At 67.1% G+C, this 14,720-nt stretch carries 8 protein-coding genes; 6 read left to right on the forward strand and 2 right to left on the reverse strand.

Annotated features, from left to right (window positions below; translation table 11 throughout):
• Positions 1 to 157: 157 nt before the first annotated feature.
• Complete coding sequence (locus tag BHE01S_RS23465) at positions 158 to 2,629, reverse strand: heavy metal translocating P-type ATPase (RefSeq protein ID WP_042268225.1); 2,472 nt, start codon at positions 2,627 to 2,629, stop codon at positions 158 to 160.
• A gap of 318 nt (positions 2,630 to 2,947) precedes the next feature.
• On the opposite strand from BHE01S_RS23465, the gene BHE01S_RS23470 reads away from it, so the two are divergent.
• Both BHE01S_RS23470 and BHE01S_RS23475 read left to right on the forward strand, forming a co-directional pair.
• A complete protein-coding gene (locus tag BHE01S_RS23470) occupies positions 2,948 to 4,402 on the forward strand; it encodes a DUF1254 domain-containing protein (protein ID WP_042268229.1) in 1,455 nt (484 codons plus the stop codon).
• A 294-nt stretch (positions 4,403 to 4,696) separates the two neighbouring features.
• Positions 4,697 to 8,488 (forward strand): DUF748 domain-containing protein, encoded by a 3,792-nt coding sequence (locus tag BHE01S_RS23475; RefSeq protein WP_042268231.1) that lies wholly within the window; start codon positions 4,697 to 4,699, stop codon positions 8,486 to 8,488.
• A gap of 33 nt (positions 8,489 to 8,521) precedes the next feature.
• Here the strand turns inward: BHE01S_RS23475 and pdxR are convergent, their stop codons facing one another.
• Positions 8,522 to 10,054 carry a MocR-like pyridoxine biosynthesis transcription factor PdxR gene (pdxR, locus tag BHE01S_RS23480; protein ID WP_157025593.1) on the reverse strand — a complete coding sequence of 511 codons (1,533 nt, stop codon included), beginning with the start codon at positions 10,052 to 10,054 and terminating at the stop codon, positions 8,522 to 8,524.
• Positions 10,055 to 10,208: 154 nt separating this feature from the next.
• On the opposite strand from pdxR, the gene BHE01S_RS23485 reads away from it, so the two are divergent.
• The 4 genes from BHE01S_RS23485 (at position 10,209) to BHE01S_RS23500 (ending at position 14,674) form a co-directional block, all read left to right on the forward strand.
• A complete protein-coding gene (locus tag BHE01S_RS23485) occupies positions 10,209 to 11,300 on the forward strand; it encodes an ABC transporter ATP-binding protein (protein WP_042268234.1) in 1,092 nt (363 codons plus the stop codon).
• Between the two features lie 125 nt (positions 11,301 to 11,425).
• On the forward strand, positions 11,426 to 12,469 hold the full coding sequence (locus BHE01S_RS23490; RefSeq protein ID WP_042268236.1) for an ABC transporter substrate-binding protein: 1,044 nt from the start codon (positions 11,426 to 11,428) through the stop codon (positions 12,467 to 12,469).
• Between the two features lie 74 nt (positions 12,470 to 12,543).
• Positions 12,544 to 13,821: an ABC transporter permease gene (locus BHE01S_RS23495; RefSeq protein WP_042268238.1), complete on the forward strand. Its 1,278-nt coding sequence runs from the start codon at positions 12,544 to 12,546 to the stop codon at positions 13,819 to 13,821.
• A gap of 13 nt (positions 13,822 to 13,834) precedes the next feature.
• On the forward strand, positions 13,835 to 14,674 hold the full coding sequence (locus tag BHE01S_RS23500) for an ABC transporter permease (protein WP_042268240.1): 840 nt from the start codon (positions 13,835 to 13,837) through the stop codon (positions 14,672 to 14,674).
• The last annotated feature ends 46 nt before the right edge of the window (positions 14,675 to 14,720 follow it).

The raw sequence follows: 14,720 nt of genomic DNA on the forward strand, positions 1-14,720 counted from the left end.
TTACAAACATGTAAAGTTTTCCGATCGGTCACGCGATTTGCTGTACAGACTGTGGGATGTTTCGGATCCCGGAATAATATCGATATAAGGAGAAAAGGGCGCACGAAGCGCCCTTGCGTTATGTTTCGCGCGATACGTCGCGCCGTGAAATTCTGCGCTAGCGGCGGGCCCGCCACGTTCTGAGCAAGAGCGCGTTGGTCACGACGCTCACGCTGGAAAACGCCATGGCCGCGCCCGCGAGCATGGGGTTGAGCAGGCCGAAGGCGGCGAGCGGAATCCCGATCAGGTTGTAGACGAACGCCCAGAACAGGTTCTGCTGGATCTTGCGCCACGTGCGCCGCGAAATATCGATTGCGGCGGCAACGAGCGCCGGGTCGCCGCGCATGAGCGTGATGCCTGCCGCGTGCATGGCCACGTCGGTGCCCGTCGCCATGGCGATGCCGATGTCGGCGGCGGCGAGCGCCGGCGCGTCGTTGATGCCGTCGCCGACCATCGCGACGATGCCGCCGCTCTTGATCTTGAGGTCGCGGATCGTGCGCGCCTTGTCGTCGGGCAGCACCTGCGCGTGAACTTCGCCGATGCCGAGCTGCGCGGCGACGGCCGCCGCGCTGCCTGCGTTGTCGCCGGTCACGAGCACGCTGCGGATGCCCATTGCCTCGAGGCTCGCGATGGCTTCGCGCGCCGTGGGCTTCACGGTGTCGCCGAAAGCGAGCAGGGCGAGGACGCCGCCGTGCGGCTCGAATAGCCACGACACCGTATTGCCCGCCGCTTCGAGCGAACGCGCGCGGGCCGCGAGCGCGGGCGGCACGGCGAGCGCCAGTTCGTCGAGCCAGCGGCCGCTGCCGATGGCGAGGCGCCGGCCGTTCACTTCGGCCTCCACGCCGCGCCCGGGCACCGCGCGCGCATGGGCGGCGCCGGCCGGAACGCCTGACGCCTGGGCGTGTGCCTCGTACGCCTGCACCACGGCCTTCGCGAGCGGGTGATCGCTTTGCCGCTGCAAGGCGGCGGCGAGCGCGAGCGTCTCGCCGCGTTCGAGTCCCTCGGCCGCATCGAACGCGGTGAGCGAGGGCTGGCCGAGCGTGAGCGTGCCGGTCTTGTCGAAGGCGACCACGCTCACGTTGTGGGCGGTCTCCAATGCTTCGGCGTCCTTGATGAGCACGCCGTGGCGCGCGGCCACGCCGGTCCCGGCCATGATCGCGGCAGGCGTGGCGAGGCCGAGCGCGCACGGGCAGGCGATCACCAGCACGGCCACGGCGTTGAGGATCGCCGTTTCGGCGCTCGCGCCCGCGAACAGCCAGCCGCCCAGCGTGATGGCCGCAATCACGAGAATCGCGGGGACGAACACGGCGCTCACGCGGTCGACGAGACGCTGGATCGGCGCCTTTTCGGCCTGCGCGCTTTCCACGAGGCGAATGATGCGTGCGAGCGTGGTTTCCGCGCCGATGGCCGTGGTGCGCAGGAGAATCGCGCCTTCGCCGTTGATCGAGCCGGCGGTGACGGGATCGTCGGGCGCTTTCGGCACCGGCAGGCTTTCGCCCGTGATGAGCGATTCGTCGATGTGGCTGCGGCCTTCGAGCACAACGCCGTCCACGGGCAGGCGCTCGCCGGGACGCACGACCACCACGGCGCCCACGCGAACCTGGGCGAGCGGGACTTCGCGCTCCTCTGCGTTGGCGCCATTTGCGCCCTCGACGCGGATGCGCGCGCGATCGGGCCGCAGCGCGTTGAGGGCGCGGATCGCGTCGGTGGTCTGGCGCTTCGCGCGCGCTTCGAGCCACTTGCCGAAGCGCACGAGCGTGATGACGACCGCCGAAGCCTCGAAATACAGATGAGCCATGTCGCCCGGGTGCGCGAGCATCGAATAGACGCTCACGCCATACGCGGCCGAGGTGCCGAGCGCGACCAGCAGATCCATGTTGCCCGCGCCCGCGCGCACGGCCTTCCAGGCGGCGCGATAGAAGCGCGCGCCGAACACGAACTGCACGACGCTCGCCAGCGCCAGCTGCGCCGCGGCGGGCAGCATCCAGTCGAGACCGAGCCAGTGGCCGAACATCGGCAGCACGAGCGGGACCGTGAGCACGGCCGAAACCAGCACGGCGCGCCATTCGCGGCGTGCCTCGTCGCTGGCGGCGGCGCGCTTCGCCGGGGCAGCGGCGTCTTCGTCGGCGGCGAGCGGCGTGGCTTCATAGCCGGCCTTCTTGACGGCGGCGACGAGCCGGTCCTGCAATTCGCCCGTGAGCGGCGCGCGCGTGTTGACGGTGGCCTGCTCGGTGGCGAGGTTCACGCTCACGCCGGCCACGCCGGGCACGCGCGCGAGTGCCTTCTCGACGCGGTTCGCGCACGAAGCGCAGGTCATCCCGCCGATGGCGAACGTGGCGGTTTCCGTGGCGACGGGCACGGCTTCATAGCCGGCCTTTTCGACGGCGGCGACGAGGGCGCCGGGCGCGACGCCGCCGCTGGCCTCCACGGTCGCCTTTTCCGTGGCGAGGTTGACCGAGGCGCGCGTAACGCCCGGCACCTTGGCAAGCGCTTTCTCGACGCGCATGGCGCACGAGGCGCACGTCATGCCGTGGATCTCGAATTCGGCCACGGCGGTATCGGTGCGCTCTGCTACGAGGGGTTCATTCATGATGGGGTGCGAGCACTGGCTGTCATCGATATCAAGCAGTATCTACGTTCCCATCATGGGAAGGTCAAGGGGCGTCAACGGGCGCGACACTACGCCACTTCCGTTTCAGAGGGAAGTCCTGGGCGCAAGCTATCCAGCTGTAACTCAATATTCCGCGCTGCAGTCTTTTCAGGCCCATGCGCGAGCGATACGATACCAACCGGCGGCATTGGCGCCTTGTCGCGCGCACCTGACTACGGCCCTGGGGGGGCTCGCGCGCGGAGTGGTCAGCCGGTCGACGTCACTTCATGGACCGCCCGCACCGAATACAACCAACAAATGACAACAATACATCGAGCATTCTCTACGTACCGTAGCTGCTCAGCGCTTGCCTGCGTTGCCCTGATCGCCGGATGCGCCTCGGCGCCGGGCGACGTTGCGCCGAAGAGCAACGGCTGGATGAAGGACGAGGTCTCCGACTCCTATGTGTTCGGCTATCCGCTCGTGCTGATGGACGTGGCGCGCGAAGCCGGGACGGGCAGCGGGCCCGGCCAGGCCGCGCCGAACACGCTGCGCCACGCGCAGTCGCTGCCGCCCGTCGGGGCTTCGAACCCGTCCGAACCCAACCTCGACACGCTGGCTTCCAGCGGCTGGCTCGACGTTTCGAGCGAGCCGGTGCTCGTCACGCTGCCCGACACGCATGGCCGCTACATGGACGCGCGCGCGCTCGACATGTGGACGAACGTCGTCTGGTCGACTGCCGCCTCCCAGACCGGCGAACATGTCAGCGGTCTGAAAGCGCAAACGATTGCATTCGTGCCGGTCGGCTGGAAGGGTACGCTGCCCGCGCGCGTGAAGCGCGTCGAGGTATCGACGCGCTACGTGTGGTTCCTCGCACGCATCCAGACGCGCGGCGGCGGCGACCTCGCGGCCGTGCGCCGGCTGCAGCACGGCCTGCAGGTCACGGCGCTTTCCGAATGGGACGATCGCAGCGCGCGCGGCAAGTCCGGCGCTCGCGGCGGCCACGGCAACGAGCCGGCCGGCGCCACGCAGAGTGGCGATCCGGCCGCGCCGGGCACGCCGTCCGCCCAGGTTGCTGCGCTCGACGCGAACGGTTTCTTCGACCGGCTCGCCCAGGCGCTGGAAGACAACCCGCCCGCGGCGGACGACGCGCACGCGCTCAAGATTCTCGGCGACATCGGCGTGCACCCGGGCGACCCGGCGCAGTTGCCCTCGGGGGCGAAGGACGCCGCGGTCGTGAAGGCGGGCCTCGCCGATGGCCGCACCCGCGCCGCGACGCCGCCGCCCAACCTGCTGGCGGGCAACGGCTGGCTCTGGGTGGGCGACGACGCGGGCAACTACGGCCCCGACTACGCGCTGCGTGCCTATGCGGCGTACACGTCGCCGGGTTTGCCGACGGCACGCGACGAGGTGCGCGCCCGCGTGAGCCAGGACAGCGACGGTCATGCGCTCAACGGCGCGAACCGCTACACGATCCACTTCGCGGCAAAGCAGTTGCCGCCGGTGCGCGGCTTCTGGTCGATCACGGCCTATACGACCGACGGCGCGCTCGACGCCGACGCGCCCGTGCGTGTGGCGTTCGGCGACCGCAGCGGCGCACGGCGCAACCGCGACGGCTCGCTCGACGTGCACGTGAGCGCCGGGCGGCCGCGCGGCGGCGCGAACTGGGTGCCGGCGCCGCATGGCGACTTCCGTCTTGTGATGCGGCTCTACGCCGCGAAGCCGCAAGCGACCGACGGCAGCTGGCAGCCGCCCGCCGTCGAGCGGCAGTAAGCGCTGAACCAGGCATTGGCGGGACGCTGTCCCGCCAATGCTTTTTTTGCGCTGCATAAGCTCACTCAAGCGCGCAACGCCCGCATGCTTATGCATCGCGCAACACGCGCGACATACCGGGCAACCGCACTTTCCTTGTTACTTCTTGTTGCGCAATACCTGCGCCGAGGGCGGCGTTTTCCCGCCGTCCGATCTTCTATCGGACCTATACTTCCGGCTGTCGGCATCCCCGGATTTCCGACATCAGACCCACATCCCGCGGCGGGCCTGTTGCCGCCTCATCCGCAAGCAAGCATGGCAAGCCTCAACAAAGCGTCGCTCAACTCTTCCTTGCAATCGGTGCGCGCGGTCGCGCGTGCGCCCCGCACCCGGCGCATCCTCACGGGCGTCCTCATCTTCCTGATCGTGTTCGGTCTGGTCGGCTTCTTCGCCGCGCCGCCGATCATTCGCCACGTTGCCGAGCAGCAGTTGAGCAAGCAGCTCGACCGGCCCGTCACGATCGGCCGCATCGCGCTCAATCCGTACACGCTGCGTCTCGAAGCGGACCGCGTGCATATCGGCGAGCGCGGCGGCAACGGCGACTTCTTCGATGTCTCGCGTGCCGTCGTGCAGGCGTCGTGGTCGTCGATCTTTCACGCGGCGCCCATCGTCGAAGAGCTGCGGCTCGACTCGCCGCGCGCCACGATCGTGCGGCTCGACGCGCAGCACTTCAACTTCTCGGACCTCATCGAGAAGTTCTCGACGCCCTCGAAACCGAACAGCAAGCCCGCGCAGTTTTCGGTTTCGAACATCCGCATCGAGAACGGCCAGATCACCTTCGACGATCGGCTGCTCAACGAAAAGCACGTGATCGACCGCTGGTCGCTCGGCATTCCGTTCATCGCCACGCTGCCTTCCAAGACCGATATCTTCGTCCAGCCGATGCTGCGCGCGCGCATCGACGGCGCGAGCACGCTCGCCATCGACGGCAGGACCAAGCCGTTTTCCGCGACGCGCGAGTCGGAAGTGGAGCTGCGCCTGACCGACCTCGACGTGCCGAAGCTCCTCACCTACGCACCGACGAAGCTGCCCGTCACGGTGAAGAGCGGCAAGCTCTCGACCAACCTCAAGCTCGATTTCGTGATGTCGGGCGAGAAGCCCACGCTGCGCGTGACAGGCACGACCGACCTGAACGACTTCGACTCGACCGACAACGCCAACGCGCCGTTCTTCGGCGCGCGCAGCCTGCACGTGGCGGCGGCCTCGCTCGAACCGTTCAGCAACGTCTATCGTTTCGACGAAATCCGTCTCGACGCGCCCACCGTGTGGGTCGCGCGCGACAAGCAAGGCGTGCTGAGCGTCGAGAAGCTGATGGGCGCGTCGGCGGGACAAAGAGCACCGGCTGAAAACAAGGCCGCGAGCGCCGCGCCGGCTTCGGGCGCTTCGGGTGCCTCGGGTGCCCGGAGCGCGCAGGCGGCGTCCGGGGAAGCAAAGCCCGCGCCGCTCGATCTCTCGATCCGCCAGTTCGCGCTCACGAACGGCACCGTGCACATCGCTGACGATCTGCCCGCGCGGCCGGTGAACCTCGACCTCACCCAGCTCTCCGCCACGCTCGCCAACTTCTCGAGCACCGCGAAGGCGGGCGCGCCATTTACGTTCGCGACCACCGCGAATGACGGCGGCACGGCCAGGGCGTCGGGTACGTTCAGCATGGCGGGCAGGAACGCCGAAGCCAACTTCGCGCTCGAACGCGTGAGCCTGCCGCAGGCGCAACCGTATATCGACAACCTGAGCGGCGCGCAGATCCTCGACGGCAAGCTCAATCTCACGTCCGCGCTCAAGGCCGACTGGGCGCAGCAGCCCGCCGTCGTGCAGGTCGGCCAGAGCACGCTCGGCCTCGAATCGCTCAAGCTCGCGGCGCGCGGCGCGAAGGAGCCGGCCATCGCGCTCGCCCAGGGCACGGTGCAGGTGAGCGGCATCGACCTCAACGCGCGCAAGGCGCAGATCGCCTCGGTGGCCGTGACGGGCCTCGTGGTGAACGCCGAGCGCCAGAAGGACGGCAAGATCGACCTGGCGCAGCTCGCCTCCACGCACCAGGCGGCGCCCGAGCGCACGGCGATACGCGCGGCGCAGAAGTCGGCGCAGGAAGGGCCGGCCTGGCGTTACACGATTGACGCATTGACGCTCAACAACGGCACGATCAACTTCACGGACAGCTCGACGCAGCGGCCGGTCAAGCTCGCGATCACGCCGTTCGACCTGAAGATCCAGCAGATCAGCGACGACCTGAGGCACCCGCTGCCGATCGACCTGAAGGCGACCGTCAACCGCAAGGGCACGCTCGCGCTGAGCGGCAAGATCAACCCCACGCCGCTCACGGCGCAACTCAAGATCGACGCGAACCGGCTCGACGCCGCCGCGTTCGAGCCTTACTTCGGCAATCAGCTCAACGCGGTGATCGCGAGCGCGCTGCTCAACATGAACGGGCAGCTTTTGGTTGAGCAGGGCAAGGCGTTCAAGGCGAACTATCGCGGCGACGCGGCGCTCGTGGACGTGCGCATGCTCGACAAGGCCACGTCCGGCCCGTTCGCGGGCTGGCGCTCGCTCGCGCTCACGAACCTGAAGGCGAATTACGACGACGCGCGCGGCACCGACGTGGACGCGGGCCGCGTGACCTTCGCCGGCTTCTATGGCCGCGTGCTGCTCGACGCGCAAGGCAAGCTCAATCTCAAGGACGTGGTTGCGCATCAAACCGGCGCGGCGCAGTCGCTCACGCAGGATGCGAGCGCCAGGCCCGGCGCGCGCGAGCCCGTGCCGCTCACGCCGCAGGCGGCGAGCGCACCCGTACAGACCGCGTCCGCGCCCACGCCGGCTTCCGCGCCTGCGACGGTCGTGGCCGCGCAGCCGCCGAAGCACCCGGTGCGCCTGCACTTCGGCGAGCTCGTGCTGCAGGACGGCCGCGTGAACTACACCGACAACTTCATCAAGCCGAACTACACCGCCGATCTCGTGCAGATCCACGGCACGGTGGGCGCGTTCGGCACGCAGTCGACGACGCCGGCGCCCGTGGATGTTTCCGCGAAGCTCTCGGCGAACGGTCCGCTCTCGATCAAGGGCACGGTGAACCCGCTCATCGAGAAGCCGTCGCTCGACCTCACGGCGAGCGCGCACGATATCGAGCTCACGAACCTCACGCCGTATTCGGCGAAATATGCGGGCTACCCGATCACGAAGGGCAAGCTCAATGTCGACCTGCACTACCAGCTCGCGAACGACCAGCTCACGGCGAACAACCATCTCTTCATCGACCAGCTCACGTTCGGCGATCACATCGACAACGACACGGCCACGAAGCTGCCGGTGCGGCTCGCGATCTCGCTGCTCAAGAACCGCCAGGGCGAGATCGACGTGAACATTCCGGTGTCGGGCTCGCTCTCGAACCCCGAGTTCAGCTTGGGCGGCCTGATCTGGAAGGCGGTGCTCAACCTCATCGCGAAGGCGGTGACCGCGCCGTTCACGCTGCTCGCCAACGCCTTTGGCGGTGGTGGCGAGGATCTCGGCTATGTCGAATTCGCAGCGGGCACGGCAACGCTGACCGATGCCGACCAGAAGAAGTTGGACACGATCGTGAAGGCGCTCGACGACAAGCCTTCGGTCAAGATCGACCTGATCGGCCGCGTCGATCCGGCCGTGGACACGCCCGCGCTGCGCGAGCAGTACGTGGATCGCCTCGTGCGGCTTCAGAAGGTGAAGGACACGGTGGGCAACGGCGAGAGCGTGGATACCTCGCAGGTCAAGGTGGACGACAAGGAGTACGAGAAGTACCTCACCAAGGCCTATAAGGATGCCGACTTCAAGAAGCCGCACAACATGATCGGCTTCACGAAGACGCTGCCCGTGGACGACATGAAGCAGGCGCTGGCCGACCACGCGCCCGTTGACGACGCAACCTTGCGCAACCTCGCGCAGCAGCGCGCGCAGGCGGTACAGCAGTATTTCGAAGGCAAGGTCGATGCGAGCCGCGTGTTCATCGTGGCGCCCAGGCTGGACGCCAAGGGCATCGACGACAAGGGCGCGACGACGCGCGTGGATTTCGGGCTGAAATAAGCGGCGCGATTCGATGCGGCGGCGCGCTTCGTTCTAACCGGCGCGCCGCAGCTTTTTGGGCTTCGCAAACGTGTGTTCCTCGATGACCTGCGCGAGCGTCGCAAAGGCCGGCTCGATTTCCTCGTGCGGCACGCACGCGTAGCCCGTCAGCAATCCTTTACGCTCCTGGCGCTGGCTGTAGTAGGCCGCGAGCGGGCGCACGATCACGCCGGCGTCGTAGGCGGCCGCAGCGACGGCGCGATCGTCGGCATGGTCGGGCAGGCCGAGCACGAAGTGCAGGCCCGCTTCGTCGCCCATGACCGGCAGTGCGTCGCCGAAGTGGCGTGTGACCGCGTCGATCAGCAACTGGCGCCGCTCGCCATAGAGCGTGCGCATGCGGCGCACGTGCGAAGTGAGATAGCCATCCATGATGAACTCGGCGAGCACGGCCTGCTGCATGAGCTGGCCTTCGCGATACAGCTCCGCCACGCCGGTGCGAAACGTGGCCGCGAGCCGCTCGGGCACGACCATGTAGCCGATGCGCAGGCCCGGAAACAGCAGCTTGCCGAGGCTGCCCACGTAGATCACGCGGTCCGATTCGTCGAGACCCTGCAGCGAGGCGAGCGGCCGGCTGCCGTAGCGGAATTCGCTGTCGTAGTCGTCCTCGATGATCCACACCTTGTGCTGGCGCGCGTATTCGAGCAGCGTGCGGCGGCGCGCGAGGCTCATCACCATGCCGAGCGGGTATTGATGCGAAGGCGTGACGAGCGCGATGCGCGGCGGGTCGCGCAGGTCCTGTTCGCGCGGATTGAGCCCTTCGTCGTCGACGGGGATGGGTGCGAGCTTCAGTCCCGAAGACTGCAACACGCTGCGCGCGCCCCAGTAGCAGGGTTCTTCCACCCATGCGCGGTCGCCCACGTCGGCGAGCAGCCGCACGGCGAGATCGATGGACTGGTGAATTCCCGTGGTGATGATGATCTGGTCCGGCGTACAGCGCACCGAGCGCGCCACGCGCAGGTAGTCGGACAGCGCACGCCGCAGCGGCCGGTAGCCGCCGCCGGGCGCGTAAGTCAGCAACCCATGGTTCGCCGATTTCCACAGCCGCGCCTGCAGGCGGCTCCACGTGCGCGCCGGAAATTCGGCCACGTCGGGCACACCCGGCATGAAGGCGCCCCACTGCCTGGCGGACACGCCCGCCTCGTCGATGAGCCGTTGGCCGCGCATCGACATGTCGCCGCGCGGGGAGGCGCCGCTCGCGTCGTCGTCATCGTCGGCGGGGGCAGACGCCGGCGTTGGCGTGCTCACGGCGGCCGAGTCGGGGCGTGTGTCGGCGACATAGGTGCCGCTGCCCGTGGTCGAGATCACGTAGCCCTCGGCGCTCAGCTGGTCGTACACATGGAGCACGGTGTTGCGCGCCACGCCGAGGTCGCCCGCGAGCGTGCGCGAGCTGGGCAGCTTGCTGCCGGGCGCGAGCCGGCCCGTCAGGATGGCCTGCTGCATGAGCTGCAGCAACTGACGGTAGGCGGGCTCGGCGCTCTCCTTGTCGAGCTGCGCCGCGAGCCATTCGGACAGGATCACCATGGCCAAGTGGTTCCATCGATAATAATGAAATGGCTCCATTGAATAGAGCCGGGACCATCTATAGTAATTCGCACGTCAGTTTCGGTTAATGCCTGCGACAGGATTTATTTAATCGCGTCAGAAGGGCCGGGAAAAAGGGTCAGCAAAGGAGACAGGGCGAATGAAGACCTCGGATGTGATCGTCAGCTTTCGCGGCGTGCGCAAGACCTACGACGGCGAAACACTGGTCGTCAAACAACTCGACCTCGATATCTATCAGGGCGAGTTTCTGACGCTGCTCGGGCCGTCCGGATCGGGCAAAACCACCTGCCTGATGATGCTCGCCGGCTTCGAGTTTCCCACCGGCGGCGAGATCCGCCTCGAAGGCAAGCTGCTCAACAACGTGCCGCCGCACAAGCGCGACATCGGCATGGTGTTCCAGAACTACGCGCTCTTTCCGCATCTCACGGTCGAGCAGAACGTGGCTTATCCGCTGGGCGTGCGCAAGGTGCCGACCGCCGAGCGCGCACAGCGCGTGAACGACGCGCTCAGGATGGTGCGCATGGAAGGTTTCGCGAAGCGCTATCCCGCGCAGCTCTCGGGCGGCCAGCAGCAGCGCATCGCGCTCGCCCGCGCGCTCGTGTTCCAGCCCAAGCTCGTGCTCATGGACGAGCCGCTCGGCGCGCTCGACAAGCAGTTACGCGAGCATATGCAGTACGAACTGAAGTCGCTGCATGAAAAGCTCGGCGTCACGTTCGTCTATGTCACGCACGATCAAGGCGAGGCGCTCACCATGTCGGACCGCGTGGCCGTGTTCGACAAGGGCATCGTGCAGCAGCTCGACAGCGTGGACCGGCTCTACGAGTCGCCGTGCAACGAGTTCGTGGCGAACTTCATCGGCGACAGCAACCGGCTGCGCGGCACCATTGCCGCCGTCGATGGCGAGTACTGCGAAATGCATCTCGCCGACGGCACGCGCCTGAAGGGCCGCAATGTGGCGGGTGCGCAGGCGGGTGCCGCGGCCATCGCCTGCATTCGTCCCGAGCGCATGAAGCTCGCGAACGGTTCCAGGGGCAACGGCGCGAACGCGCTCGCGGGCGAAGCGCGCGGCCTCATCTATTTCGGCGACCACGTGCGCATGCGCTGTGGCGTGCCCCAGCAGGACGAGTGCTTCGTGAAGGTGCCGCTCGGCACCGAGGCGCTCGACGGCTTCGCGCCCGGCCAGCCGGTCGCACTCGAATTCGCGCCGGAGCATCTGCGCGTGTTCGCATGAGGCGTGCGGGCGCGGCGCGCAATCTCGCGCCGTTGCCCCGCGAAGCAGGCGTCTCGACGATCGGGCCACGTTTCTCGCATCGAAGGGCCCGGCAAGACAAACCACCAAGGAGAAGGGACTCAACCATGAAACAGATCGGCAACATGCGCGTTGCAGCGGTCGCGGCCGCGCTCGCATTCTCGTTCGGCGTGGCGAATGCCGCGGAGCTGACCGTCGTGAACTTTGGCGGCGCCAATGGCGATGCGCAGAAGGCGGCGTTCAACGAGCCGTTCCAGGCGCAGACGGGCAACAAGATCACCGCGGTCGAGTACAACGGCGAGCAGGCCAAGGTGAAGGCCATGGTCGACGCAAAGCACGTGGACTGGGACGTGGTGGAAGTCGAAACGGGCGACATCGCGCGCGGCTGCGACGAAGGTCTCTACGAGAAGCTCGACTGGGCCAGGCTCGGCAACAAGGGCGATTTCATGAAAGAGGCGCAACAGCCCTGCGGCGCAGGCTTCTTCGTGTGGTCGACGGCGCTCGCCTATAACGCCGACAAGCTCAAGACCGCACCGGCGAACTGGGCTGACTTCTGGGATGTGAAGAAATTCCCGGGCAAGCGTGGCATGCGCAAGGGCGCCCGCTACAACATGGAGTTCGCGCTGATGGCCGACGGCGTTGCGCCGCAGGACGTCTACAAGGTGCTCGCGACGAAGGCCGGTCAGGACCGCGCCTTCAAGAAGCTCGATGAACTGAAGCCGAACATCCAGTGGTGGGAAGCCGGCGCGCAGCCGCCGCAGTTCCTGGTCGCGGGCGACGTGGTGATGTCCACGGCATACAACGGCCGTATCGACGCCGCTCAGCGCGAAGGCAAGAACCTCAAGGTCGTGTGGACCGGCAGCATTTACGACCTCGACTACTGGGCGATCCCGAAGGGCGCGCCGAACAAGGCGCTGGCCGAGCAGTACATCGCCTATACGCTCTCGCCGAAGCCGCAGCAGGCGTACGCGCAGCACATCGCCTACGGCCCGGTAAACGCGAATGCGATCAAGGCGCTCGACGCGAAGACGCTCGCCAACCTGCCGAACTCGCCGGCCAACGGCAAGACCGCGATTCAGGAGAACCTCACGTTCTGGACCGACCACGGCGACGAACTGGAGCAGCGCTTCGCCTCGTGGGCCGCGAAGTAAGGATGGGGTAGACGCTCCGGCGCGCAGGCGCCGGAGCGCTTTGGCTGCATGGCTGGAGACCGGATGTGACCACAATGACGACCGTGACCAACGTTGCCGGCCCGGCGCGCGAAGAGACAGCGCGCCTGAAGCGGGAACTGCGCGTAGCGCAAGCGAAGAAGCGCACGATGGCGCTCATGCTGATTGCGCCGCTCGCGATCTTTCTGTTGCTGATTTTCGTGGTGCCGATCGCCGCGCTGCTCACGCGCGCGGTTCAGAACCCCGAAGTGGCGACGGCGCTGCCGCATACTATCGCGGCGCTGCGCGGCTGGGACCGCAAGAGCGCGCCGCCCGACGCGGCCTACGCAGCGCTCGCGCAAGACCTGACCATCGTGAAGGACGGCGACGCGATGGGCGCGCTGGCGCGCCGCCTGAACGTGGAAATCGCGGGCTTCCGCTCGCTGGTGGCGAAGACGGCGCGCGCCATGCCGCTCGCCGACGACGACGGCAAGCCGCTCACGCTCACGCCCGCGCAAACGCGCGCCAGGTTCGTCGAACTCGACGACCGCTGGGGCGACGTCACCTACTGGCAGGCGATCGCGAAGAACAGCTCGCGCTATTCGCCGTTCTACCTGCTTGCATCGCTGGACCACCGGCAGGATGCGTTCGGCCGCATCGTGGCCGCCGATCCGGAGCAGCAGATCTATCTCGACGTGTTCGGCCGCACCTTCGTCATCAGCGTGTTCGTGACGGTGTTCGCGCTGCTGCTCGGCTACCCGCTCGCCTACTGGATCTCCACGCTCTCCGAGCGCCGCGCGAATCTCGTGATGATCCTCGTGCTGATTCCGTTCTGGACGTCGATTCTCGTGCGCGTCGCCGCGTGGATCGTGATTCTCCAGGGCGAGGGTCTCGTCAACAAGGCGCTGCTGGGCACGGGCCTCATTTCGCAGCCCTTGACGCTGCTGTTCAACCGCGTGGGCGTCTACATTTCGATGACGCATATCCTGCTGCCGTTCATGGTGCTGCCGCTCTACAGCGTGATGAAGTCGATTCCGCCGACTTACCAGCGCGCGGCCGTGTCGCTCGGCAGCCATCCGTTCGCGGCCTTCTGGCGTGTGTACGTGCCGCAGACGTACCCCGGCGTGGGTGCGGGCGTGCTGCTCGTGTTCATTCTCTCGATCGGCTACTACATTACGCCGGCGCTGCTCGGCGGCCCGGGCGACCAGATGGTCAGCTACTACGTGGCGTACTTCACCAACGTGTCGATCAACTGGGGCATGGCCTGCGCGCTGGGCGCGCTGCTGCTCGCGGCGACCACGGTGCTCTATTTCGTCTACGGGCGCTTCACGCGCACGCAACTGAGCCTCGGCTGAGGAAGGCGCAACCATGAAATTCGCCAAACCGCTTTTTGCGCCGCATATGTCGGCCGTCGAACGCGTGTGGTACTTCGCGCTGCGCGCGCTCGTCGTGCTCACGCTGTTGTATCTGATCCTGCCCGTGCTCGCGATCGTGCCGCTGTCGTTTTCGTCGAGCACGTTCCTCGTCTATCCGATTCCGGGCTGGTCGCTGCGCTGGTATCAGAACCTCGTGATGTCCGACGAATGGCGCATGGCCGCGAAGAACAGCTTCATCGTGGGCCCCGCCGCGACCTTCGTGGCAACCGTGCTCGGCACGCTCGCGGCTATCGGCATCACCAAGGCCGATTTCCGCGGCAAGGCGCTGCTCATGGCCGTGCTCATCTCGCCGATGATCGTGCCCGTGGTCGTGGTGGGCGTGGGCATGTACCTGTTCTTCGCACCGCTCGGACTCGCCAACACGTATCTCGGGCTGATCCTCGCGCATGCGGCGTTGGGCGTACCGTTCGTCGTGACCACGGTCGCGGCCACGCTGCAGGGCTTCAATCATAATCTCGTGCGCGCGAGCCTTTCGCTCGGGGCGAATCCGGTCACGACGTTCTTTCGCATCACGCTGCCCGTCATCGCGCCGGGCGTGATTTCGGGCGCGCTGTTCGCGTTCGCCACGTCGTTCGACGAAGTGGTCGTGACGCTCTTCCTCGCGGGCGCCGACCAGACCACCTTGCCGCGCCAGATGTTCACGGGCATCCGCGAGAACATCAGCCCGACGATCGCGGCGCTCGCCACGATCCTGATCGTGTTCTCCACATGTCTGCTGCTCGCGCTCGAATGGCTGCGCGGCAGGAATGCGGCGCGCGCGGTGAAGGCGTGAGGGTGCGAGGGCGTGGGATGGCGATGAAGAAAAGGCAGCGCCGCGG

Source organism: Paraburkholderia heleia NBRC 101817, assembly GCF_000739775.1.
GTDB classification, from domain to species: Bacteria; Pseudomonadota; Gammaproteobacteria; order Burkholderiales; family Burkholderiaceae; genus Paraburkholderia; species Paraburkholderia heleia.

What these genes read in the sequence shown, in the direction of transcription:
- BHE01S_RS23495 (WP_042268238.1), top strand. Translation starts at nt 12,544, where the DNA reads ATGACGACCGTGACCAACGTTGCCGGCCCGGCGCGCGAAGAGACAGCG.
- BHE01S_RS23465 (WP_042268225.1), bottom strand. Translation starts at nt 2,629, where the DNA reads ATGAATGAACCCCTCGTAGCAGAGCGCACCGATACCGCCGTGGCCGAA.
- BHE01S_RS23475 (WP_042268231.1), top strand. Translation starts at nt 4,697, where the DNA reads ATGGCAAGCCTCAACAAAGCGTCGCTCAACTCTTCCTTGCAATCGGTG.
- BHE01S_RS23470 (WP_042268229.1), top strand. Translation starts at nt 2,948, where the DNA reads ATGACAACAATACATCGAGCATTCTCTACGTACCGTAGCTGCTCAGCG.
- BHE01S_RS23500 (WP_042268240.1), top strand. Translation starts at nt 13,835, where the DNA reads ATGAAATTCGCCAAACCGCTTTTTGCGCCGCATATGTCGGCCGTCGAA.
- BHE01S_RS23485 (WP_042268234.1), top strand. Translation starts at nt 10,209, where the DNA reads ATGAAGACCTCGGATGTGATCGTCAGCTTTCGCGGCGTGCGCAAGACC.
- BHE01S_RS23490 (WP_042268236.1), top strand. Translation starts at nt 11,426, where the DNA reads ATGAAACAGATCGGCAACATGCGCGTTGCAGCGGTCGCGGCCGCGCTC.